The following is a 22,070-nucleotide window of genomic DNA, read 5'->3' on the forward strand; positions in this document are numbered from 1 at the left end:
GAATCACTGATAGGAAACCAGCGTTGCGCCATTTTCATGGCTGAAATCTGGCTTCACGCCAAGCATGGCGGCTGCCCGCCTGATGATGTTTCCGGCCATGACACCCGCATTGTTGGCGGCGACGTCGGTCATTCCGGGCTTTTCCGGGTGCGGAGCGTCAGCGATCGTAAACACCAGATACTGCGGATCGTCCATCGGGAAGGCGGCGACGAAGGTGTTGAAATTCAGTTCCTTCGAGTAGCGGCCATTGATCACCTTCTCGGCGGTTCCGGTCTTGCCGCCAACGCGGTAGCCGGGGGCCCTGGCGTTTCTGGCCGAGCCTTTCTCGGCATTGAGCGTGTAGAGGTAGCGCATGCCCTCCACAGTCTTTTCGCTGACCACTCTCTTGGCCACCGCCATGGCATCCTGCTCGCTGCGGACCAGGAAAGTCGGCGGGATCAAATAGCCCTGCATCAGCGCCGCGCAGCCGACGGCCGCCTGCAGCGGCGTCGTCGACACGCCATGGCCGAAGGCGATGGTGAAGGAGTTGACCTGCTTCCAGACCTTCGGTTCGGTCGGGCGGGCGACTTCAGGCAGTTCGGTCTGCATCCTGTCCAGAAGGCCAAGGCGATGCAGGAATTCGCGGTGCCCCTCGATGCCGACCATTTCGGCCTCACGGGCCGATCCGATATTGGAGGAGTAAAGGAACACCTCCGGCAATGACAGCACGCGGTTCTTGCCGTGGAAATCGTGGATGGCCTGATGGCCGACCCGGATTGGGTGCGAGGCGTCGAAACGGCTGTTCATGTTCGCCTTGCCGGAATCGAGCGCCATGGCCGAGGTGAAGCTCTTGAAGGTCGAGCCCATCTCGTAGAGGCCGGCCGACATGCGGTTCAGCCGATCCTTGTCCTGCGCATTGAAGGGATTGTTCGGATCGAAATCCGGCACCGAGGCCATCGCCACCACTTCGCCGGTCTTGATGTTGAGCACGACGGCGCCGGCGCCCATGGCCCGATAGCGCTCGAGGCCGGCGGCAATCTCGTCGCGCACCACATGCTGGACGCGCAGGTCGATCGACAGCTGAACCGGCTTCAGATCCTTGGCGATCGCAAGGCCTGAGGCCTGCAGGTCGCTCAGGCCCTGCTCGTCAATGTATTTCTCCATGCCGGAGATGCCCTGATTGTCGATGTTGGTGAGGCCGACAATGTAGGACGAGGTCACGCCGGCAGGATAGAAGCGGCGCTTTTCGGTGCGAAAGCCGATTCCGGGAATGCCGAGCTGCATGATGTCGGCCTGCTGCTTGGGCGTCAGCTGCCGCTGCAGCCAGACGAAGCCGGCGCCGCTTTTCAGCTTGTGATAGGTCTGCTCGGGGTCGATATCTGGCAGAATGGTCGACAGCTTTTCGATCGCCTCGTCGGCATCGACGATGCGGCGCGGCTCGGCAAACAGCGATGCCGTCTTGATGTCGGTCGCCAGCACCTCGCCGTTGCGGTCGACGATGTCGGGACGCGACGCCGTCACCCGGCTTTGCGGCCCATTCGACATGTCGGGGGACTGGAAACCGAGATAGACCAGCCGCCCGGCGATGGTCGAATAAATGCCGAAGAACACCGCCATCGTCATCACGATGCGGGTCTTGGCCTTGCCGCCGGTCGCCTTGCGCGCGCCTTCGACCACGATGGAGCCGTCCTCGCCGGTCCGTGCGTGGCGCTTCAGCAATTTGCCGACCGACGGAAGTTTGGCGCGCATTGGAAATCCAGCGATCATTGGACGATGGCTCCGGTCACCACGGGATCCTTGTCGGCTGGTCCTTTGCCGGAATTGTCGGCCATGCCGCCAAGCCGCTGCGACGACAGGTCCTCGATGTTGAGCGGTTTTGCCGGCAGGTCGTCGAGCCCGACGATCTGCCGCGCATTGACCGGCTCGAGTGCGAGCTGCGATTTGTAGATTTCAGCCAGCTTCTGCAGGCGCGACGGCTGGGTCAGCAGGCTCCAGTCGGCCTTGAGCAGGTCGATCGTGTCCTCCTCATAGCGGATCTGCGCCTCGATCTTCTGCACCGAAGCCAGCTGTTCCTCGGCCTCGCGCTTGGCCTTGTAGGTCAGGGCCGCGGCCGAGACCATGACGGCGATCAGGACTATGTCGCTGGTTCGAAACACGTATTCACCTCTCTCGCGGCGCCTGGATGCCGGGAAGCTTTGGAAGGCCGAAAATGGTGAGATCACCGGCGCGCGCCGGCGCCTCGGTGCGGATGGCGGTACGCAGCCTAGCCGAGCGCGCCCGCGGATTGGCAGCGACCTCGGCATCACCTGCCGTCACGCCGCCACCAGCCTTGCGGAAGGTCGCAGTGCGCGCGTGCGCCTCGGGCAAATGACGTGAGCCGGTGGCGACGTCGGCGCGGTCGGCGATGAAGCGCTTGACGATGCGGTCTTCCAGCGAATGGAACGTCACCACCGCAAGCCGCCCGCCGGGCTTCAATACCCGCTCGGACGCCATTAGGGCTTTGGCCAATTCGCCCAGCTCGTCATTGACGAAAATGCGCAGCGCCTGGAAGACGCGGGTGGCCGGATGAATCTTGTCCTTCGGCGCGCGGCCGATATGCGTTTCGATGGCGTCGGCGAGATCGAGCGTGCGCTCGAACGGACGTTTTTCGCGGCGTGACTCGATCATGCGGGCAATGCGCCCGGCATTCCGCTCTTCGCCGAGGAAGCCGAAGATGCGGGCAAGGTCGCCTATCTTGAACGAATTGACGACGTCGGCAGCACTCAAACCCGCCTGCGCCATGCGCATGTCGAGCGGCCCGTCCGTGCGGAACGAAAAGCCGCGCTCGGGCTGGTCGACCTGCATGGAGGAAATGCCGATGTCGAGGACAACGCCGTCGGCGCTTTCGACCTGTTCGTCCAGCGTCGAGAACGGCGCCTGCACCAGCCTCAGCCTGCCGCCGGATTGCTGTTCCAGGCCGCGCCCGGCGGCAATCGCATCGGGATCGCGATCGATCGCCACCACCGAGGCGCCGCTCGCCAGGATCGCCTTGGTGTAGCCGCCGGCGCCAAACGTGCCGTCGACGATCACATCGCCGGCTTTGGGTGAGAGCGCCTCCAGCACTTCGGCGAGGAGGACCGGAATGTGGCGGACCGGTCCGCCAACGGCGCTAAGATCATCGCCGTGATCCGCCATCATTCCGGCCGCTCCCCAGCCTTGGCCTCGTGAGCCTTCGTCCCCTGCCGAAGCTGCAAAAGCCGAGCGCGCGCCTGCGCCCCATAGGCGGCCAGCCGTCCAGGCTCCCAAACTTGAAAGAAATTGCCACGGCCGACAAAGGCCACTTCGCTCGTGATGCCCGTATGCTCGCGAATGAAATCGCTCATCGTGATGCGGCCATCCTGATCGAGCTTCAGGAACGTCCCGTCGCCATGGCAGAAGAACGACATATCGTCCGCCGTCTGCAAAAAAGGGTCTTCCAGCGCGATGCGCTGCTCGTAGCGGTCGAGCAGATCGAGCCCGCCGACATCCATCGCAGGCACGTCCAGGCCGCGCAGCGCATAGAGTTCCGAATAGCCGCGCTTCTGCACGACCGCGCGGAAATGCGCCGGAACGGAGACCCGCCCCTTCGCATCGATCCTGTTCACCGCGCTTGACAGAAACCGGTCCATGACACGCTGCAGCCGCTTCCGCCGCCGCACCCCTCTCCATGTTTTCGTCCGCGCCGAAGCGCGTCCCCTGCCGAAAATCCGCTTCGCTCCCAGCGGCAAAACGCCGCAAACGCACAGCCGCCGCGGCTGCCCGATTGGCGTACGCTTTACCCTGACGCGGAACGAAGGCTTTGGTATCGAAATGGGATATCATGGGGCACTATGGGCGTCAACGGGAACAGGCTTCACAAACGCGCGCGCCACAACCGGTGAGAGCAGCTCTGACAACACTCCCGTCTTTATCTCCCATTAAGCCTAACGAACCGTTTAGAGCGGGCTGGCCCAAGCGGAAGCGGCTTGCCGCGCATCACTGCCGCGAATAGCGTCGTCAGTCTTTTCGCTGAGCAACAAGGTCAGAAATCCATGTCCGAAACAGCCAGGTCCCGCGCGGCCTCCCTTGCCCATCTGCGTCGCGACGGACTTGTCAAAGGCGACCCCATCCCATTGCCGCTGACCATGGCCGCTATTTTCCACAACCCGGGCGACGGCGCCGGCTACAGTCAGTACGGCCGTTACAGCAACGCCACCTGGGATGCGGTCGAGCACATGCTGGCGCATCTGGAAGACGCGCCATGCGTCGGCTTCCCCTCAGGAATGGCGGCAATCTCGGCGGTGTTTTTCGGCCTGTTGAAATCCGGCGACCGCGTGCTTTTGCCTTCGGACGGCTACCATGCCACACGCGCGCTGGCCGAACGTTTCCTCAAGCCCTTCGGCGTCGCCTATGATCTGCGGCCGACAGCTACATTCCTCGACGGCGGCTTCGACGGCTACCGCCTTGTCTACGTTGAAACCCCGTCAAATCCGCGATTGGACATTTGCGACATCACAGCCGTCACCGAGGCCGCGCACCAAGCGGGCGCGATCGTCGTCGTCGACAACACCACGATGACGCCGTTCGGCCAGCGTCCGCTCGATCTCGGCGCCGACATCATCGTTGCTGCCGACACCAAGGCGGCCAACGGGCATTCCGACGTGCTGTTCGGCCATGTCGCCAGCCGCAATCCAGATATCATCGCGGCCGTCACCGGCTGGCGCGAGACCGCGGGCGGCATACCCGGCCCGTTCGAGGCTTGGCTGGTGCATCGCGGCCTGGAGACGCTGGACGTACGCTTCGACCGCATGTGTTCTTCTGCCGAGGTGATCGTGAAGCGCCTGAAAGACCATCGCGCCGTTAGCGGCTTGCGCTACCCCGGGCTGGAGGGCGACCCGTCGCACAACCTCGCCCGGGCGCAGATGGAGCGCTTCGGCTTCCTCGTGTCCTTCGAACTCCTCTCCCAGGAAAAGGCCGAGGATTTCATCAACAACTGCACGCTGATGCAGGCGGCAACGTCGTTCGGGGGTGTCCACACCTCCGCCGAGCGGCGGGCCAAGCGAGGAGATTCGGTTCCGCCCGGCTTCGTGCGCCTGTCGGTGGGCTGCGAGCCGGTGGAAGAACTCTGGCAGGCGATCGAGGCATCGCTGGACAAGATCGGCGTCTGAACTGGTGGATTAGGTCACCAAGTCGTCGGCGCCAATATCGCGCCTGCCGTGCAAAACGCGGACGATCTCGATCGCGTCTTCGCCCATGCGATACAGAGTGACATATTCGCCGACGATCAGATGACGAATGCCGGGCGCGATATCATCGCGCGGCGCACCTGAGAACGGGTGCAAGGTGAGCAGTGTCTAGCGCCTCTCCAAAGCGTCCACAAGGCGCATGGCTCCCTTTGGGCTATGTTCCGCAATGTAGTCACCGATGCCTTCGACATCTGATATCGCCTGAGGAAGCAGCCGATATTTCACTCTTCCGAGCCTGCAGCTTCCGACATCCTCTGATATTTGGCTCGCAGCCGGTCCATGAAGGGCTGGCCGTCCACCGCCGGTCCGCTGTCGATCCCCTCCTGAATCAGCCTGCGCAATTCCTCGACCGTGTAGCCGAGAAGATCGCGGCGGTCTTTCCATTGCCGCAGCGCATCACGGATGACTTCGCTGGCCGAGGCATATTCGCCGGCGGCCACGACATCGTCGACCGCCGCCGCCAGTTCCGGCGAAAGCGTGATGCTGCGTTTGTCGACGTGACCTATGATGCGCTCCTGATCAAACCATGACAATCATGGTACGATTAAATCGTACCAGCTTCAAGGATGCGTTTGTCTCGACCCCAGCATGCGTACTTGATTCAATCGCTCAAGCACCTGAATCGCCAGCTGCGCCCGAAGGCGCAGACTGCTGATCCAAAGGATTAATCGCGATATGGGGGAGAAATTGCCAGCTGGCCTGTAAGCCGGGTTTTGTATGGCCCTCGCCCCTTTCGGGGCGAGAACGTGGCGGCCATTCATCTTGGGCGCATGTTGCCATGCGCCTCACGCAACCTACCCGGACGGTGAGCCGGAAACAGCCCTCGAAGGTTTCCCCTCGCACCGTCCCTATTCGGTCTTGCTCCCGGTGGGGTTTACCGTGCCGCTCCTGTTGCCAGTCGCGCGGTGGGCTCTTACCCCACCCTTTCACCCTTGCCCCGATAAATCGTGGCGGTTTGCTTTCTGTGGCACTTTCCCTGGGGTCGCCCCCGCCGGCCATTAACCGGCACCGTGTCTCCATGGAGCCCGGACTTTCCTCACCCGCAGCCTTTCGGCTTTGCGGGTGCGGCCGCCCGGCCAGCTGGCAGAGCGTATAAAGGGGTTCACGTTCCAAAACGCAAATGAAAAAGCAGACTTATGCCGGCGATCCCAATGCCGCCAACTGCACCTTGACCTTGCCGCAATAGGCCGCCGACACCGGGTTCATCCGCGTCGCGGCATGGCCGGCATTGTATTTCAGGATCGTGCCGCAGGTGGTGCCGCCGCCGAGATTGCGCGCCATGGCAAGGTACTTCATGCCGTATTTGATGTTGGTGTCGGGATCGAACAGACCCTTGGCCGAGCCGCTATACCCCATCATCCGCGCCGTTGCCGGCTTGATCTGCATCAGGCCGATTTCACCCGCGCTGCCGACGATGTTCGGCCGGTAGTTGCTCTCGATCTTGATGACCGCCTGGGCCAGCGACACCGGCACGCCTTCGGCCGCAGCATAGCGGGCAATGATTGCCGAATACTGGCCGCCAAGCGCGGCTGCCGCAGTCGACTCCGCAGCGGTGCTTGGGCGGATCGATGCGGTCGTCGTCAGGTCGACGCTCTTCCTGTTGCGCTTAAAATGCCTCTTGGCCGTGGCTTTTCTGGCCTTCACCACGGCTGCTTTGCGCACTTTCGCGGTGGTTGCCCTTTTTGCTTTCGGGTTTGCCTTCGTCATGGTGGCCTTGGCGGGTGCGGCGATGAAGCCCTGGTCTGCCCTCTGGCTCACTGGTGCGGCATCGGCCGTGCTGAAGGCAAAAGTCATTACTCCGGCAGCAATAGCTGCCGTTACAACGGTCAATTTCTGCATGTGGTCCTGTTCTGTTTGGCCGCGCGAAGATCTTCACGCAGCAACGCCTAATCAATATCGGAGCATCCGGGGGGCTGGAGGTCCGATAACTTGCACGAACTGCCTTTGAGGGCGGAATTTGTGTCGAACAAGGCGAGGCAATTCACTTTCAGTGACAGGCTGTAACTTTGATATCAGGAAAAGATTATTTAGACGCAACTGACCTAAGGGAAGTCAGCAGGCTTTGCAGCGTGCTAGACGTAGAGCCGTCGGCGACGCCATCCACCAGGCGTGGTCGGAAATGCCGCTGAAAAGCTTCGACGACGATTTCGGTCTGGCGGTCGAAGACACCTGATATCTCGACGCCATAGCCATAGAGCGCCAGCATCGACTGCAGTGCCTCGACCTCGGCGCCGGTATCGCCGGCTTTCAGCACCGCGCCGCGCCGGACCGGCGCCGCAGGCACGAGATGGCCGACCCCGGCCGCAAACAGCGCCTTCCAGGGGAATTTCTCGCCCGGGTCGATCTTGCGCCCCGGCGCGATGTCGGAATGGGCAAGCACCCTTTGCGCCGTAATGGAATGGCGTTCGATGACACCAAGGCAAAGACCGATCACCGCTTCCACCTGCCGCTTGGGAAAGGCCGAATAGCCGAGCGAATGGCCGGGATTGACGATTTCGATGCCGACCGAACAGGAGTTGATGTCGCGACGACCGAACCAGGAACTTGCACCGGCGTGCCAGGCGCGGTCGCTTTCGCGCACCATCTGGATGATGCGACCGTTCTCATGGACGAGGTAGTGGGACGAGACTTCGCTTGCGGGGTCGCACAGCCAGGCTTCCGCGGCAGCACCCGTCGCCATGCCGGTATAGTGCAGCACGATCATGTCGGGCCTGAGCGTTTCGCGCCGCGGGCCGAAATTCGGCGATACCCTGACCTCCGCGCTTGGCTCGTCGGGCGGGAAGCCGCTCATGCGTGCCTGAGGCCCCGCTCGATCATTTCATAGGCCGCGTTGATCGCCGCGACCCTGGTCGTTGCAATCTTGATGAATTCCTGCGGCAGGCCGCGCGCGATCAGCCGGTCCGGATGATTGTCGGAGACCAGCTTGCGGTATCGCTTCCTGACCTCCTCGAACGGTTTCCCGCGCTCAATGCCGAGCACGATATAGGGATCGCCGGCGCCGAGATTGACGTGCCTGGCCAGGATGGCCTCGTAGTGCACCTCGTCGATGCGGAAAATCTCGGCAATACGGTGCAGGAAAATCCCTTCGCGCTCATGCACCAGCCCGTCCGCCTTGGCGATATGGAACAGACCGTCGAGTATGTCTTCCAGCATGACGCAGTTCGAATGGCCCGAGCCGCACATCTGCGCCATACTCTCGGCATAGGTCTCGAACCCGGCGACGTCGCGCTTGGCCAGATCGTAAAGCCGCGCCACATTGCGGGTCTGTTCTCGCGGCACCTCGAATATTTCCTGGAACGCGCGAACCTCGTCCTGGGTGACGATGCCATCGGCCTTGGCCATCTTGGCTGACAGCGCAATCATCGCCACAGAGAAGGCGACGCGCCGGCGCAGATCGGCGTCACCGGAGAAAACCGTGCGCACGGCCTCGACCACATCGGCGACGCCGGACGTGGCTGAAGATGAAACGCGGTTGATGAAGTCGCCGAGGCGATCCCAAATCGACATGAGCGCTTATTAGGGCCGCCGGCCATCGCTATCAAGCCAAGACAGCGCCGCAGAGGGGATCGAATTCACGCAAGCAACCGACGCGCCAGATCCCAAACCGTAGGAAAGAGCCGGTTGAAGACCCTTGAGCCCCGAATCGACCTAAACGCAGGAAGGCCGGCGCGAAGCCGGCCTCCTCTCTCGTCACGTCAAAGTGACCGAGACTGCTGCTACTGCGCGGGGGCAGGAGCAGGTGTTGCCGGAGCCGGTTCTGCAGGCTTCGGTGCATCCGGCGTCGCCGGCTTCATGGGCTCGGCGGCTGGCGGATTGGTGCTCTGGGTGGTGGTGTTATCCGTACCGCTGTCGCTGCAGGCGGCAACGCCGAACAGGGCCAGGGCGGAAACGGAAGCAAGAATGAGCTTTTTCATGACATCTCTCCTTCAACACACGCTCACATTGCGGTGAACGGTCGAAGGCAAAATGCATCAAACGGCCATGAGTTTCGTAACGTTGCGTTTCCTGATGTAACATCCGCGCACTACCGATTGCGGGCCGGGCGATGCCGAACTAACAGTCTGGACCCAAATGCAATGCCGGAGTTCTGCGTGGACAAGAAATGGGATTTTTGGATCGACCGCGGCGGCACCTTCACCGACGTGATCGGACGTGATCCGCAAGGCGGTTTGCATCCCAGGAAATTCCTGTCGGAAAATCCCGAAGCCTATCCCGACGCGGCCATAGCCGGCATCCGCGAGCTTCTGGGGCTGAAATCCGGCACCGCTATTCCTCCGGGCCTGGTCGGTGACGTCAAGATGGGTACCACCGTTGCCACGAATGCGCTGCTGGAGCGCAAGGGCGACCGTGTGCTTTTGCTCATCACCAAGGGCTTTCGCGATGCGCTGAAGATCGCCTATCAAGCGCGGCCAGACATCTTCGCCAAGGAGATCATTCTTCCCGAACAGCTTTATGAGCGGGTCATCGAGATCGACGAGCGTGTGCGCGCCAATGGCGAGGTCGAGCGCTTGCTCGACATCGCCGCCTGCCGGCCCGCCATCGAACAGGCGAAGGCCGACGGCATCAATGCGGTGGCCATCGTCTTCATGCATGCCTGGAAATATCCCGACCACGAGAAGGCGGTGGCGAAAGTCTGCCGCAAGATCGGGTTCAGCCAAGTCTCGGTCAGCCATGAAGTCTCGCCACTGATCAAACTGGTCGGCCGCGGCGACACCACCGTGGTCGATGCCTATCTGTCGCCGATCCTGTCGCGCTATGTGCAAAGAGTAGCGGGAGAACTGGGCGCGACGCCAATCTCCCCACTTCTGGAGGGTGAGGAGCGGTCGGCCAAAGGCCGAGAAAAAGCCAACGATTTGGCTTTTTCAGCGACGAACGCCCGGAGCCATAGCGAAGGGCAGTCCGCAAAGCGGCCAGAGGGGGTCCTCTCGGAAGGCACCGCCAATGCGCTGAGCCCGGTCGATCCAACCCCACCCGGCGGCTCCGCCGCCACCCTCCCCTCGAGGGGGAGGGAAAACCCTCGCCTGATGTTCATGATGTCGTCGGGCGGGCTTACCGCCGCCGACATGTTTCAGGGCAAGGACGCGCTGCTGTCCGGCCCGGCCGGCGGTGTCGTCGGCATGGTCGAGACGGCGAAACTCGCCGGATTCGAGAAAGTCATCGGTTTCGACATGGGCGGCACCTCGACCGACGTCGCCCATTATGACGGCGATTATGAGCGCGCCTTCGACACCGAGGTCGCCGGCGTGCGCATCCGTGCGCCGATGATGCGCATCCATACCGTCGCTGCCGGCGGCGGCTCGATCCTGCACTACGAAGCCGGCCGTTTCCGCGCCGGCCCGGATTCCGCCGGCGCCAATCCCGGCCCCGCCGCCTACCGGCGCGGCGGCCCGCTGGCCGTCACCGACGCCAATGTCATGCTGGGCAAGCTGCAGCCCGATTTCTTCCCGGCAATTTTCGGCCCAGACCAGGACCAGCCGCTGGACGTCGCCGCCGTGCATAAAAAATTCGCTGCGCTCGCCGCCGAAATCGGCGATGGCCGCACGCCGGAAGCCGTCGCCGAAGGGTTCGTTACCATCGCGGTGGAAAACATGGCCAATGCTATCAAGAAGATCTCCGTGCAGCGCGGCTACGATGTCACCGAATATCTCTTGAACTGTTTTGGCGGCGCCGGCGGCCAGCATGCCTGCCTGGTTGCCGACGCGCTCGGCATGGAGGCGGTACTGATCCACCCCTTCTCCGGTCTGCTCTCAGCCTATGGTATCGGCCTGTCGTCGGTTTTCGCGTCGCGCCAGCAGGCGCTCCTGAAGCCGCTTGCCGAAGAATCCAGGACCCAGATCGGCAGCCTCATCGGCACGTTGAAAAAAGCCGTCATCGCCGAATTGGCAGCGCAAGGCATCGCCGAGGACAAGATTGCGGCAAAGCCGGTGCTGCACATCCGCTATGACGGCACCGACACCACGCTGCCGGTGAATTTCGAAGGCGACTCGATCTTCCAGGCCAGGCGCGATTTCGAAATCGCCCACAAGGCGCAGTTCGGGTTCGTCTATGATGACAAGCCGATGATCGTCGAGACCGTTGGCGTGGAAGGCGCCGAGATCGTCGAGACCACGGCCGAAGCCGTTGCGCCCGCCGGACCGGCAATGGTTGAAGCGGGTGCGTCGGGAACGCGGCGCATCTACACCGAGGGCCGCTGGCATGAGGCCGGCATCCATCGCCGCGAAAACCTGCGCCCATCCAATCTGGTCCCAGGCCCCGCTTTGATCATCGAGCCGAACCAGACCATCGTCGTGGAGCCGGGCTGGCAGGCCGAAATCACCAACCTCAATCACGTCGTCATTCGCCGCACGGAACGGAAAGTTCGCACGGCTGCCCTCGGTACCGAAGCCGATCCGGTGATGCTGGAGGTCTTCAACAACCTCTTCATGTCGATCGCCGAGCAGATGGGCGTCACGCTGCAGAACACCGCCTATTCCGTCAACATCAAGGAAAGGCTGGACTTTTCCTGCGCCGTCTTCGACCGTCATGGAGCGCTGGTCGCCAACGCGCCGCACATGCCGGTGCATCTCGGCTCCATGGACCGCTCGGTCGAAACCATCATCCGGCTGAACTCCGGCGACATCCATCCCGGCGACGTCTTTGCGCTGAACGCCCCCTACAATGGCGGCACGCATTTGCCTGATATCACCGTGGTGACGCCGGTGTTTTCCCTCCCCCTTGAGGGGAGGGTGGCCGCGCAGCGGCCGGGTGGGGTCCTCTCAGAAGGCACCACAAGAGCGTCGAGCACTGCCGCAACGACCCCCTCCGGCGGCTCCGCCGCCACCTCCCCCTCAAGGGGGGAGGAAGTAATCTTCTACGTAGCCTCGCGCGGCCACCATGCCGATATTGGCGGCACGGCACCGGGCTCGATGACGCCGCTTGCCACCACGGTCGACGAGGAAGGCGTGCTGTTCGACAATTTCCGCGTTGTCGATCGTGGAAAATTCCGCGAGACGGAGTTGCACACGCTGCTCACCGACCACGCCTATCCTGCCCGCAACCCACACCAGAACATCGCCGACCTCAAGGCGCAGATCGCCGCGAATGAAAAGGGCGTGGCGGAATTGCGCAAGATGGTCGCCCATTTCGGCCTCGACGTCGTCGAAGCCTATATGGGCCATGTCCAGGACAACGCCGCCGAAAGCGTGCGCCGCGTGCTGGAGCGGCTGCCAGATAGTTCCGAGTACGAATACCCGACCGACACTGGCCAGGTGATCAAGGTGAAGATTACCGTCGATCGGCAAAAGCGCGAGGCGACCGTGGACTTCACCGGAACGTCGAAGGTCGAGAAGAACAATTTCAATGCGCCCGAGCCCGTCGCCCGCGCAGCCGTGCTCTATGCCTTCCGTGTCATGGTCGAGGACATGATCCCGATGAATGCCGGCTGCCTGCGGCCGATCAACATCATCATCCCCGACGGCTCGATGCTGAAGCCCGCCTACCCCGCCGCCGTAGTCGCCGGCAATGTCGAGACCTCGCAGCATGTCACAAACGCCCTGTTCGGCGCCATGGGAGCCATGGCCAATGCGCAAGGCACGATGAACAACCTGACCTTCGGCAACAAGCAGTACCAGTATTACGAGACCATCTGCTCCGGCTCGCCGGCAGGCCGGATGAACTCCGGCCGCGGCTTTGCCGGCACATCCGGCGTCCACACCCACATGACCAATTCGCGCCTCACCGATCCGGAAGTGCTGGAACTGCGCTTTCCCGTCATGCTCGAGGATTTCCACATCCGCGAAGGTTCCGGCGGCAAAGGCAAATGGAGCGCCGGCGACGGCACCAGGCGCACCATCCGCTTCCTCGAAAAGATGGAATGCGCCATCCTGTCCTCGCACCGCAACCGCCCGCCGCAAGGCCTCGATGGCGGCGGTGACGGCGAGGTCGGCTCGACCAAGGTCCGCCGCCAGGACGGCAGCGTCGAGACGCTGAAGGCCTGCGACCAGACCGTGCTCGACGCCGGCGACGCCGTCATCCTGACGACGCCGACGCCGGGCGGGTTTGGCAAGCAATGACGGAGTCTTGCTAGGTGCCGATCAACGGACAATCTGGGCGCGCGAGAATTGCGTTTTGAGGATAAGTACCCATGACCGGGTGACGAACATTCCTGAGGTACTCGGCCGGCGATCTGAGCTTCAACCCGAACTTTTCGGACTCGTTGATGGGATGGCCGATCGGCTGTATCCGCCTTTGCAACCAGTAATGGGGTGGTTAGCCTGGCTGCAGCGGATGCGTGGCGAACTCTTAAAGCTGCCCATTTTGCCGACAGATTTAAGTCACATTAAACGGCCTTTCAATGGGACTCGACTCATCGACCTGCCGGCGTGATAGTCCGCTTGGGTTGAGGGTTTGGCCATGACAGCAGACGTAGAGATGCTAGGTCCTACTATGGACCGCTATTTGACCGAAAACAAAGCTGCTGCGTGCATCTCGATCAAGGCTTCTATCGCCATGCTGAGGGATCGAACTGGCACCATTCTCTCCGACGTTGATCTGGAACAGTTCATCGGGACGATCGCAACAACACTCGGCAAAGCCATCCTGTTCGACCACCATGGCGACAAGGCCTTCAGACTTGGTGCAGGCTGATGCGCAAGACTTTTCACGGATTCTACGAGCCTACGGCGGCAGAGTTTGAAAAAATCTGGTCAGAAGGGCTGCTCGTTCCCGACACCAATGTGTTGTTGCATCTTTTCAGATTCATGCCGAAACAACGGGCGGAGGTCCTGGCTGCATTCCAATCGTTTGGTCAAAGGCTTTGGCTGCCGCATCAGGTAGGTCAGGAGTTTCAGTTGAACTGGCGCTCGGCCGACAGTTCCAACAGAGGCGAGTATCGAAAACTGAAGGACAAGCTCGCGACGAAAAAAGGGGAAGTCGAATCTCTCGTGAGCGCTTTCAGTCGATACGATCCGTGGCCCGCTGGTTCTGGGATGAAGAATATCGGTGGGTTCTTCGATCACCTCGCGAAAGAGGTTGACGATGCCGTCGGCGAGCTCCCCGACGCCCAAGGCGTGTTTGCTGCTGTGACAGATCTATTTGAAGGAAAGGTCGCCGATCAGCCCAAAGATATAGAGGGTCGCGCTAAGGAGGGAACTCGGCGTGCAGCTGCCGAGATACCTCCCGGCTACATGGACAAGCGACCGGGCGACTATCTCATTTGGGCCGAGATGAAGCAAAAGGCCAAATCGACCAATGCACCGATCCTCTTCATCACAGACGACGCCAAGGAGGATTGGTGGCTTATCCAGTCCGGAAAGACAGTAGGTCCGCGCCCTGAGTTAAGGCAGGAATTTTTCGCAGAAACTGGACAGCTGTTTTACTCTTATGCGCCAGCGCGATTCCTGGCGCTGGTTGCAGACCGCACGAAAAATATCGTCTCGCCCGAGACGGTGAAGGAGATGCGGCGAGCTGAACTCGACGCCGTCGCTTCGTCGTGGGCGCATGCTGCGAACTCGCTGAAAAACCGCTCTGTTGAGTGCACAGCAGAACCTGAGCGTTTTATACGGCTGTTGATGAGGTACTGCAATTTTGTGGGAATGCGGGACAGCATCGGGAATGGCTCAGACCGGGCGGAAGGTATTCGACTGGAAATGGAGAAACTGAGGGTTGAACTTTTTTCGCTTCTTAAAGCCGAGACGTTGGAAGAAAGAGTTGGCGTATTTAATGAGTTTGTCGGCTTGGGTGTCAGAGCTCTTCCAGGTCGATGGGGTCATGAAGGGGACGCAGCGCGGTCCAGACTTCAAATGCTTTACGACAAGGCCCATCTCTCGGCCATATCGGATGGTTCACCGTCTGCTTGGGGACCTGGAGATTGAAGCGTTTGGAGGCATAATCCACCATAGCCACAAACATCCCGCCGGTAAAAGGGGCGGGTGATGGCCTTGCGTAGAGCAGCATAGTCCGACAAGCCTGCGTCATTCAGGACAACGATCTCGCCGTCGATAATTGCGCCAGCATGACCTCTATTTCGTCGCATTCGATCTGCTGCACCTTAACGGCCATGACTTGCGGGGTATGGACCTCGACGACCGCCGCGGGCTCAGTTCATTCAATGGAACGGGACAGGCCCGGCGCAGCGGCCTATAGCTGGTAAGCCGGGCTAGACGCTGTGGTGTCACGAGGTCTAGCGGGGATGAATACCAGGGATGCATGGAGGGTGACGTGCTAGAAGAAACCGAAGAGCTTCTTTTCCAGTCAAACTTGGTGCGCCGGGTCAAGAACCTCGCGCTCGGTCCGACGACGCCTTCAAACGCCCTGGTCCCTCTTTACGAGGCAATTTATAATTCAATTCACGCCGTTCAAGATCGCTTCCTACAGGAGTGGGTGAGAGGCGGCCGGATCGGCGTCTCAATTTTCATGGATAATGGCGCTCCAAGCGTTGAAATCAGAGACAACGGAATCGGCCTAGACAACGATAATTTCACGTCTTTTCGGACCTACGATAGCGATCACAAAGCTAAGCGTGGTGGCAAAGGAGTTGGCCGGCTCTCCTGGCTTAAAGTTTTCGATTCCGCCGAGGTCACGAGCGTCTTTGCGCTGGCCGGAGAACTGTATGTTCGGCACTTCTACATTTTGCTGGACAACCTTAGACCGATTCAACAGCACACAGTGAAGCCGGCTCCAGATGGCCAGATCGGCACGGTCGTTAAGCTCATTCGAATGAAACCGGAATATGCGCGACATATGCCGTCACGCACCGATACCATTTTACGGAAAATTGCGGCTCACTTCCTACCCTACCTTGTTTCAAAGGCGAAACCGTCCATAACGATCGAGACCGCGACTGAGAGCTACGATCTAGGCGAGTTTTTGGGTTCCCAAGGAGTAGAACTGGGAGAGCTCGACTTCCCAGTTTCTGAGACCGAGGAGCTGCATCTTGAACACAATCTTCTTCGGCAGGGCGTCCTCGAAGGCAAGGTAAGTCATACGCTGTATCTTGCGGCCCATGATCGAGTGGTAGCATCCTTCGACATCGGCTTGGCGCTCGGCCTAGCGACATATATCGAACGCGACGGACAGCGTTATGCCTATGCAGGCGTTGTGAGTGGAAGCCTTCTGGATGAGGCTGTGAATTCGGAAAGGACAGCATTCGACCTGGATGCGGAAACCATCGAATTGACAAAGAGGGGGGCACTTGCTGAGATCAAAATTATCTTAGGCCCGCAACTCGACAGGGTCATAGACAAGCAAACAGATCTCTTGCGAAATGTGGTCAAAAAATATCCTCGCTTTTCATATCTGCTGAGCAATCCCAGGGATTTCGTGGCCGATAAAATCCCGCGCAATTTTCGCACTTCCGAACAAATCTACCAGCATCTGGCATTGTACGATTTTCGGGAGAACCGCGACATTGAACGTAAGGTCGAGGTGCTCTCGAAAGAGAAAGTCTCTGATGAAGATCCGGTCCAAAGCGGTGTTCAAGCTATTGTGAGCCGGTTGACAGCCCAAGAATTCTCAGTGCTTGCGGACTATACGGTACGAAGAAAGGTGGTGTTGGACCTGTTGGAAAGAAGGCTGGGCTACCGGCCTGACGGCACAATGAAACAGCATGCGGAGGAGGCTCTGCATAGCTTCGTCGTTCCTATGAGGGTTACGAATAGCGAAATCCATATCGACAAGCACAACCTTTGGATCATCGATGACAAACTTACGTACTATGAGCATTGGGCCTCGGACAAAAAGCTGAAAACCCTTTTGGCCGAGAGCGATTCAGGCAGTCGGCCGGACGTTCTCCTGTTCGGAGGCAGAACTGCCTATCACCGCCCAGGAACTGACCAACCGGTCGTCATCATTGAATTTAAAAAGCCGGTTCGAAACGACTACAATGATGACGAGAATCCATTCACTCAGATCTACGGCTATATCGAGGAGCTTCGCGCTGGCAAAGTCCTGGACCGGTCTGGCGGCCTTATCCAAGAGATTTCGGAAACCACACCGTTCTTTTGCTACATCATCGCGGACCTAACACCCAATCTCCGAAAATGGTTGAGGATGGCCCAGATCAACGTCCCGCTACCCGGAGGCGGCGGGTTCTACGGCTATAACGATGACTATAAGGCATTCATTCAAGCGCTGAGCTACCGCTACGTGCTGAAAGACGCACGAATGAGAAACGAGGCGTTCTTCAAGCAACTCGGTATTTGAAAGCTGATCGCGGCCGCCGGCCGAGAGTAGCTTTCTGATGCCAAATGAAGTTGCGCGGAGGTGCCAAACGATTTTGCGCGCTACAGCCTGAACTCGCGTCAACAGGCTGTCACCCGCCTGTCATGCCCCTGAGTTACCCGCTTGCGGCAAAGCAAATGGGGAATCACTTTGCCATGACGGACGTCTCCTCGGATCTCGTTTTTCGCCGCGGCAAGGAAGTTGGAAAGGCCGTCTACCAGAACCGCCCGCTGTCGAAGGCCGGCCTTTCCGAACGGCTGTTTGCGCTTCTGTTTTCCGGTCTCGTCTATCCGCAGATCTGGGAAGACCCTGAAGTCGACATGGAGGCCATGCAGCTTGGCCAGGGCCACCGCGTCGTCACCATAGCGTCGGGCGGCTGCAACATCCTCGCCTACCTCACCCGCTCGCCTGAACGCGTCGATGCGGTCGACCTCAACGCCGCCCACATCGCCTTGAACCGGATGAAGCTGGAGGCGGTGCGGCATCTGCCCTCGCAGGGCGATCTGTTCCGTTTCTTCGGCGCCGCCGACACCAACCACAATTCGCAAGCCTATGACCGCTTCATCGCGCCGCATCTCGACCCGGTCAGCCGCCACTATTGGGAGCGTCGCAGCTGGCGCGGCCGCCGGCGCATCACCGTCTTCGACCGCAATTTCTACCAGACCGGCCTGCTCGGCCTGTTCATCGCCATGGGCCACCGCATCGCCAAATTCTTCGGCGTCGATCCCGCCGGTCTCATGGCGTCGAAGAGCCTCGCCGACCAGCGCCGCTTCTTCAACGAAGAGCTGGCGCCGGTCTTCGACAAGAAGCTGTTGCGCTGGGCTACCTCGCGCAAGGCCTCGCTGTTCGGCCTTGGCATTCCGCCGGCGCAGTACGATTCGCTGATCACCTCGGGCGATGGTTCGATGGCCAGCGTGCTGAAGGCCCGGCTGGAAAAGCTCGCTTGCGATTTTCCGCTGAAGAACAACTACTTCGCTTGGCAAGCCTTCGCCCGTCGCTATCCCAATCCGGGTGAGGCCGCCCTGCCCGCCTATCTAGAAGAGGCCAACTACAAGGCGATCCGCAACAATGTCGATAGCGTCGGCATCCACCACGCCAATCTGATCGAATTTCTGGCCGGCAAGGACGCAAGCACCGTCGACCGTTTCGTCCTGCTCGACGCGCAGGACTGGATGACGGACGACCAGCTCAATGCCCTTTGGTCGGAGATCACCCGCACCGCCTCGGTCGGCGCCCGAGTCATCTTCCGTACCGCCGCCGAGCCCAGCCTGCTGCCGGGCCGCGTCTCGATCTCGCTGCTCGACCAGTGGACCTACGAGGACGAGGCCTCGCGCGACTGTTCGGCCCGCGACCGCTCGGCCATCTATGGCGGCTTCCACCTCTATGTGAAGCGCGCGGCATGAGCGCGAGCGAGCCGCCGGCCGACCATGCCGAACTGATGGACGGCGTCTACCGCTGGCAGCGCCACATCTACGACCTGACCCGCAAATATTACCTGCTCGGCCGCGACCAGATGATATCCCGGCTGGATGTGCCGGCGAATGGCAGAGTGCTCGAACTTGGCTGCGGCACCGGCCGCAACATCGCGCTTGCCGCCCGCCGCTATCCCGACGCCCGCCTCTACGGCCTCGACATCTCGGCTGAGATGCTGGAGACCGCCGGCAAGGCGATCGGCCGCGACGGCCTGTCCGGCCGCGTCGTGCTGGCGCGCGGCGACGCCACCGATTTCGACGCCAAGACGCTGTTCGGCATCGAGCGCTTCGACCGCATCTTCGTGTCCTATTCGCTGTCGATGATCCCCGGCTGGGAAAAGACGGTTTCAGCAGCCCTTGCGGCACTCGCACCCGGCGGCTCGCTGCATGTCGTCGATTTCGGCCAGCAGGAAGGCTTGCCCAACTGGTTCCGGACATTGCTGCGCGGCTGGCTCAAGAAATTCCATGTCACGCCACGTGAATCATTGCGCGAAGTCTTGGAATCGGAATCTCGGCGAACCGGCGCAAGCTTCTGTTTCCGCGCGCTTTATCGCGGCTATGCCTGGCTGGCGGTCGTCAAGATCGCGCACTCTTACCTCCCCCTCGATGGGGGAGGCCGCGCCGAAGGCGCGGGTGGCCAGGCACCCCGCCCCGGCGCTACGCGCCGACCCTCCCCATCAAGGGGAGGGTAAAGGGAGCTAGCGCAGTGCCTTCATCAGCGCGCCGACCATCACCTGCGGCCGGTAGCCGAGCTTGGCCGGCGTCAACCCCAGCCGCACCACCACCAGTTGCTCCGACGGGATGATGGCGACCGTCTGGCCGTCATGGCCCTCCATCCAGTAGGTATCGTTGGGCAGGCCGGCGGCGACGCCGGCGCCGGGATTTCCTTCGTCCCCCGGGGCTTCGATCCAAAGTTGCCCCTTGCCGTAGACTTTCGAGGCCGGTGCCGGTTCGCGCATCCAGTCGACGAAACCGGCCGGCAGGATCTGGTTGCCGTTCCAGACGCCGCCCTGCAGCAGGAATTGGCCGAACCGCGCCCAGTCATGCCCCGTGGCATAGAGGTAGGATGAGCCGACAAAGGTACCCTCCTCGTCGGTTTCGAGCACCGCGCTTTGCATGCCGAGCGGCCCGAACAGCGCTGCCCTTGGCCACATCAGCGCCTTGTCCTTGTCGCCGATAGCATCCTGCCACAGCCGCGACAGCATCACCGCCGTGCCGCTCGAATAGGAAAAGACCTTGCCGACGTCGCCGGTCAGCGGCTTGGCCTCGGCGAAGCCCGCCATATCCGGTTCGAGGTAGAGCATGCGCGTCACATCGGCAACGTCGCCATAATCCTCGTTGAACTCGAGTCCGCTCGACATCGCCATCATATCGGCAAGGCTGATGGCGGCGCGGCCGTCCGCCTTCCATGAGCCGAACAGGCCCTGATTGGTCACCGCCATCTTGCCGTCCTTGACCAGCGTGCCGACGAGCGCGGCGTTGACTGTCTTGGTCATCGACCAGCCCAGCAGCGGCGTTTTCGCCGAAAAGCCGTCGCCATAACGCTCCGCAACAATGCGGCCATTTTTGACCACCACCACGGCGCGCATGCCGATGCCGGTCATCGCCGCACCGTCGAGGATCTTGTTGATTTCGGGATTTTGCGAGGCATCGACTCGATCTCCCTCGGGCCACAGATCGCCCTTGGTGGCCGCCGACGCCTCGGCAGGGATTGACGTGCGCCGTGCCTTGCCGACGTCGCCATCAGGAACCGAGGCGCAACCCAGGCCGGCGCGCGCAACAGCAACGCTCTTGCCGAGGAAGCCAAGCAGCCCGGCCGAGACGGTCCCCCTGTTCTTGTCGACCGACACCTTCATCAGCCTGAGAAGCGGATGGCCGGGCGCCTGCACGTCGATGGCAAGCACCTCATTGGGATCACGGCCGGCGATAAAAACATTCGAGCAGACAATCTTGGCGGAATAGCCGGAACCGACGCGGATCAGTTCGGGCGGCGCGACGTAGAGCCAGGTAAACAGGGCGGCTATGGCCAACACGACCAGGCCGAGCAGCCATTTGATGATCTTCACGGCGATCCGCATCTTTCCGTCCCTGCTTTTCCGCTGCCCGTGGCTTGCGGCCCGATTTATGTCATCGATTTGCCGCCATTGCTTCCGCAAAATCGGTGTTCTTGTCGAGCGCCGTCAACCTGTTATCAACCATGATCGGCGATCACTGGTGCATGTCGCCCAAAAGTGCGCAGCGGTTTTGGAACAACGACATGCACGAAAATAGCGTATCAGGCGATGCTGTGGGGCGATCGCCTGAGGGGCACCTGCAACGACAACCCAACAGCGACCGGCTGATTCCGGCTCGGGAAATGCGATGCGCCGTTTCGCGGCCCTCATCACGTTGACGCTGCTGGCCGCCTGCTCGACCGCCGGCGATCTCGTGCCCTCGATGTCGCCATCCAGCAGCCCGACGGTTGCCGTGCGCGCACCGCGTTTCGAAGACTCCAAGCCGCATGAATGGGATAGCGGCGCGCCTTGGAACTATGCCGTTCACGGCACCGACGTCTCCAAATACCAGACCTCGGTCGACTGGCCGACGGCCAAGGCCAGCGGCATCTCCTTCGCCTTCATCAAGGCGACCGAGGGCGGCGACCGTTTCGACGAGTATTTCAACGAGCATTGGTCGCGCACCAAGGCCAATGGCATTCCGCGCGCGGCCTACCATTTCTTCTATTTCTGCACGCCTGCCGCCACCCAGGCGCGCTGGTTCATCCAGAACGTGCCCGTCGACCGCTCGGCCATGCCGCCGGTGCTCGACATGGAGTGGAACCCGCAATCGCCGACCTGCCGGCTGCGCCCGGATTCAGCGACGGTGCGGGCCGAAATGACCACCTTTCTCGAGATGATCGAGCGGCACTATGGCAAGAAGCCGATCATCTACACCTCGGTCGACTTCTTCGACGATAACGACCTTGCGACCTTCCGCGGCTATCCCTACTGGCTGCGCTCGGTGGCCGGCCACCCCCGCCAGAGGTACGGCAGCCACCCTTTCACCTTCTGGCAATACACCGGAACCGGTATCGTGCCCGGCATGAACGGCAAGTCCGATATCAACGTCTTCAACGGCACTGAGGCAGCCTGGAAAAAGTGGCTGCGGCAGAACACCCGTTGACACCGGCTCTACCGCCTGC

The 22,070-nt window shown here is 61.2% G+C and carries 19 protein-coding genes, 1 other RNA gene and 1 pseudogene; 9 read left to right on the plus strand and 12 right to left on the minus strand.

Going from position 1 to position 22,070, the window contains the following annotated elements:
- Positions 1–3 precede the first annotated feature (3 nt).
- Genes X727_RS156660 through mraZ form a run of 4 tightly spaced genes read right to left on the minus strand, consistent with a single transcriptional unit; the run spans position 4 to position 3,626 of the window.
- Positions 4–1,728, minus strand: coding sequence for a penicillin-binding protein 2 (locus X727_RS156660; protein ID WP_023833906.1), 1,725 nt, complete (start codon positions 1,726–1,728; stop codon positions 4–6).
- Between the two features lie 14 nt (positions 1,729–1,742).
- Positions 1,743–2,135 carry a hypothetical protein gene (locus tag X727_RS156655; RefSeq protein ID WP_023682142.1) on the minus strand — a complete coding sequence of 131 codons (393 nt, stop codon included), beginning with the start codon at positions 2,133–2,135 and terminating at the stop codon, positions 1,743–1,745.
- Between the two features lie 4 nt (positions 2,136–2,139).
- Positions 2,140–3,156: a 16S rRNA (cytosine(1402)-N(4))-methyltransferase RsmH gene (gene rsmH / locus X727_RS156650; protein WP_023714771.1), complete on the minus strand. Its 1,017-nt coding sequence runs from the start codon at positions 3,154–3,156 to the stop codon at positions 2,140–2,142.
- Complete coding sequence (gene mraZ, locus X727_RS156645) at positions 3,153–3,626, minus strand: division/cell wall cluster transcriptional repressor MraZ (RefSeq protein ID WP_023682144.1); 474 nt, start codon at positions 3,624–3,626, stop codon at positions 3,153–3,155. Before mraZ ends, rsmH begins: the two co-directional genes overlap by 4 nt.
- 402 nt (positions 3,627–4,028) lie before the next feature.
- On the opposite strand from mraZ, the gene X727_RS156640 reads away from it, so the two are divergent.
- The gene (locus tag X727_RS156640) at positions 4,029–5,144 is read left to right on the plus strand and encodes a cystathionine gamma-lyase (RefSeq protein ID WP_023735971.1); all 1,116 of its coding nucleotides are present in this window, start codon (positions 4,029–4,031) and stop codon (positions 5,142–5,144) included.
- A 9-nt stretch (positions 5,145–5,153) separates the two neighbouring features.
- Here X727_RS156640 and X727_RS01000000164470 read toward each other — a convergent pair whose 3' ends face one another.
- The 7 genes from X727_RS01000000164470 to X727_RS156615 all read right to left on the minus strand — a co-directional run bounded on the left by X727_RS01000000164470 (position 5,154) and on the right by X727_RS156615 (position 9,136).
- A complete protein-coding gene (locus X727_RS01000000164470) occupies positions 5,154–5,318 on the minus strand; it encodes a type II toxin-antitoxin system RelE/ParE family toxin (RefSeq protein ID WP_245259999.1) in 165 nt (54 codons plus the stop codon).
- Between the two features lie 125 nt (positions 5,319–5,443).
- Positions 5,444–5,728, minus strand: coding sequence for a type II toxin-antitoxin system ParD family antitoxin (locus X727_RS156635; RefSeq protein ID WP_023735972.1), 285 nt, complete (start codon positions 5,726–5,728; stop codon positions 5,444–5,446).
- Between the two features lie 180 nt (positions 5,729–5,908).
- Positions 5,909–6,306, minus strand: an RNA gene (gene rnpB, locus X727_RS1000000165545) — RNase P RNA component class A.
- A gap of 50 nt (positions 6,307–6,356) precedes the next feature.
- Entirely contained in the window at positions 6,357–7,061 is a 705-nt protein-coding gene (locus X727_RS156630; protein WP_023729353.1) for a transglycosylase SLT domain-containing protein, read from the minus strand.
- 184 nt (positions 7,062–7,245) lie between these two features.
- Positions 7,246–8,013 (minus strand): N-acetylmuramoyl-L-alanine amidase, encoded by a 768-nt coding sequence (locus tag X727_RS156625; protein ID WP_023833907.1) that lies wholly within the window; start codon positions 8,011–8,013, stop codon positions 7,246–7,248.
- Positions 8,010–8,729 carry a DnaJ family molecular chaperone gene (locus tag X727_RS156620; protein ID WP_023744594.1) on the minus strand — a complete coding sequence of 240 codons (720 nt, stop codon included), beginning with the start codon at positions 8,727–8,729 and terminating at the stop codon, positions 8,010–8,012. Before X727_RS156620 ends, X727_RS156625 begins: the two co-directional genes overlap by 4 nt.
- Positions 8,730–8,938: 209 nt before the next feature.
- Positions 8,939–9,136, minus strand: coding sequence for a hypothetical protein (locus tag X727_RS156615; protein ID WP_023668260.1), 198 nt, complete (start codon positions 9,134–9,136; stop codon positions 8,939–8,941).
- 177 nt (positions 9,137–9,313) lie between these two features.
- On the opposite strand from X727_RS156615, the gene X727_RS21530 reads away from it, so the two are divergent.
- From X727_RS21530 to X727_RS156590, 7 genes and pseudogenes are all read left to right on the plus strand, one after another.
- On the plus strand, positions 9,314–13,273 hold the full coding sequence (locus tag X727_RS21530; RefSeq protein ID WP_023833908.1) for a hydantoinase B/oxoprolinase family protein: 3,960 nt from the start codon (positions 9,314–9,316) through the stop codon (positions 13,271–13,273).
- A gap of 340 nt (positions 13,274–13,613) precedes the next feature.
- On the plus strand, positions 13,614–13,847 hold the full coding sequence (locus X727_RS156610; RefSeq protein WP_155923539.1) for a hypothetical protein: 234 nt from the start codon (positions 13,614–13,616) through the stop codon (positions 13,845–13,847).
- On the plus strand, positions 13,847–15,073 hold the full coding sequence (locus X727_RS156605) for a PIN-like domain-containing protein (protein ID WP_023744590.1): 1,227 nt from the start codon (positions 13,847–13,849) through the stop codon (positions 15,071–15,073). The genes X727_RS156610 and X727_RS156605 overlap by 1 nt, the downstream gene beginning before the upstream one ends.
- A gap of 133 nt (positions 15,074–15,206) precedes the next feature.
- Positions 15,207–15,299, plus strand: a pseudogene (locus X727_RS1000000168905) (ATP-dependent DNA ligase); the annotation flags it as partial.
- A gap of 120 nt (positions 15,300–15,419) precedes the next feature.
- Entirely contained in the window at positions 15,420–17,402 is a 1,983-nt protein-coding gene (locus X727_RS156600; RefSeq protein WP_196814977.1) for an ATP-binding protein, read from the plus strand.
- A 122-nt stretch (positions 17,403–17,524) separates the two neighbouring features.
- Complete coding sequence (locus tag X727_RS156595; RefSeq protein WP_031204051.1) at positions 17,525–18,823, plus strand: DUF3419 family protein; 1,299 nt, start codon at positions 17,525–17,527, stop codon at positions 18,821–18,823.
- A complete protein-coding gene (locus X727_RS156590) occupies positions 18,820–19,584 on the plus strand; it encodes a class I SAM-dependent methyltransferase (RefSeq protein ID WP_023833910.1) in 765 nt (254 codons plus the stop codon). Before X727_RS156595 ends, X727_RS156590 begins: the two co-directional genes overlap by 4 nt.
- Positions 19,585–19,590: 6 nt before the next feature.
- Here X727_RS156590 and X727_RS156585 read toward each other — a convergent pair whose 3' ends face one another.
- Positions 19,591–20,970 (minus strand): serine hydrolase, encoded by a 1,380-nt coding sequence (locus X727_RS156585; RefSeq protein WP_023690860.1) that lies wholly within the window; start codon positions 20,968–20,970, stop codon positions 19,591–19,593.
- A gap of 358 nt (positions 20,971–21,328) precedes the next feature.
- On the opposite strand from X727_RS156585, the gene X727_RS156580 reads away from it, so the two are divergent.
- A complete protein-coding gene (locus X727_RS156580) occupies positions 21,329–22,051 on the plus strand; it encodes a glycoside hydrolase family 25 protein (protein WP_245274148.1) in 723 nt (240 codons plus the stop codon).
- Positions 22,052–22,070 lie beyond the last annotated feature (19 nt).

This window comes from Mesorhizobium sp. L103C105A0, from assembly GCF_000502215.1.
Classification (GTDB): domain Bacteria; phylum Pseudomonadota; class Alphaproteobacteria; order Rhizobiales; family Rhizobiaceae; genus Mesorhizobium.

Bases quoted from the DNA above. Each gene is read 5' to 3' on its own strand.
- X727_RS156585 (WP_023690860.1), bottom strand. From the start codon at position 20,970: ATGCGGATCGCCGTGAAGATCATCAAATGGCTGCTCGGCCTGGTCGTG.
- mraZ (WP_023682144.1), bottom strand. From the start codon at position 3,626: ATGGACCGGTTTCTGTCAAGCGCGGTGAACAGGATCGATGCGAAGGGG.
- X727_RS156590 (WP_023833910.1), top strand. From the start codon at position 18,820: ATGAGCGCGAGCGAGCCGCCGGCCGACCATGCCGAACTGATGGACGGC.
- X727_RS156625 (WP_023833907.1), bottom strand. From the start codon at position 8,013: ATGAGCGGCTTCCCGCCCGACGAGCCAAGCGCGGAGGTCAGGGTATCG.
- X727_RS156630 (WP_023729353.1), bottom strand. From the start codon at position 7,061: ATGCAGAAATTGACCGTTGTAACGGCAGCTATTGCTGCCGGAGTAATG.
- X727_RS156615 (WP_023668260.1), bottom strand. From the start codon at position 9,136: ATGAAAAAGCTCATTCTTGCTTCCGTTTCCGCCCTGGCCCTGTTCGGC.
- rsmH (WP_023714771.1), bottom strand. From the start codon at position 3,156: ATGATGGCGGATCACGGCGATGATCTTAGCGCCGTTGGCGGACCGGTC.
- X727_RS156595 (WP_031204051.1), top strand. From the start codon at position 17,525: ATGCCCCTGAGTTACCCGCTTGCGGCAAAGCAAATGGGGAATCACTTT.
- X727_RS156640 (WP_023735971.1), top strand. From the start codon at position 4,029: ATGTCCGAAACAGCCAGGTCCCGCGCGGCCTCCCTTGCCCATCTGCGT.
- X727_RS156580 (WP_245274148.1), top strand. From the start codon at position 21,329: ATGTCGCCATCCAGCAGCCCGACGGTTGCCGTGCGCGCACCGCGTTTC.
- X727_RS156660 (WP_023833906.1), bottom strand. From the start codon at position 1,728: ATGCGCGCCAAACTTCCGTCGGTCGGCAAATTGCTGAAGCGCCACGCA.
- X727_RS156605 (WP_023744590.1), top strand. From the start codon at position 13,847: ATGCGCAAGACTTTTCACGGATTCTACGAGCCTACGGCGGCAGAGTTT.
- X727_RS156610 (WP_155923539.1), top strand. From the start codon at position 13,614: ATGACAGCAGACGTAGAGATGCTAGGTCCTACTATGGACCGCTATTTG.
- X727_RS156620 (WP_023744594.1), bottom strand. From the start codon at position 8,729: ATGTCGATTTGGGATCGCCTCGGCGACTTCATCAACCGCGTTTCATCT.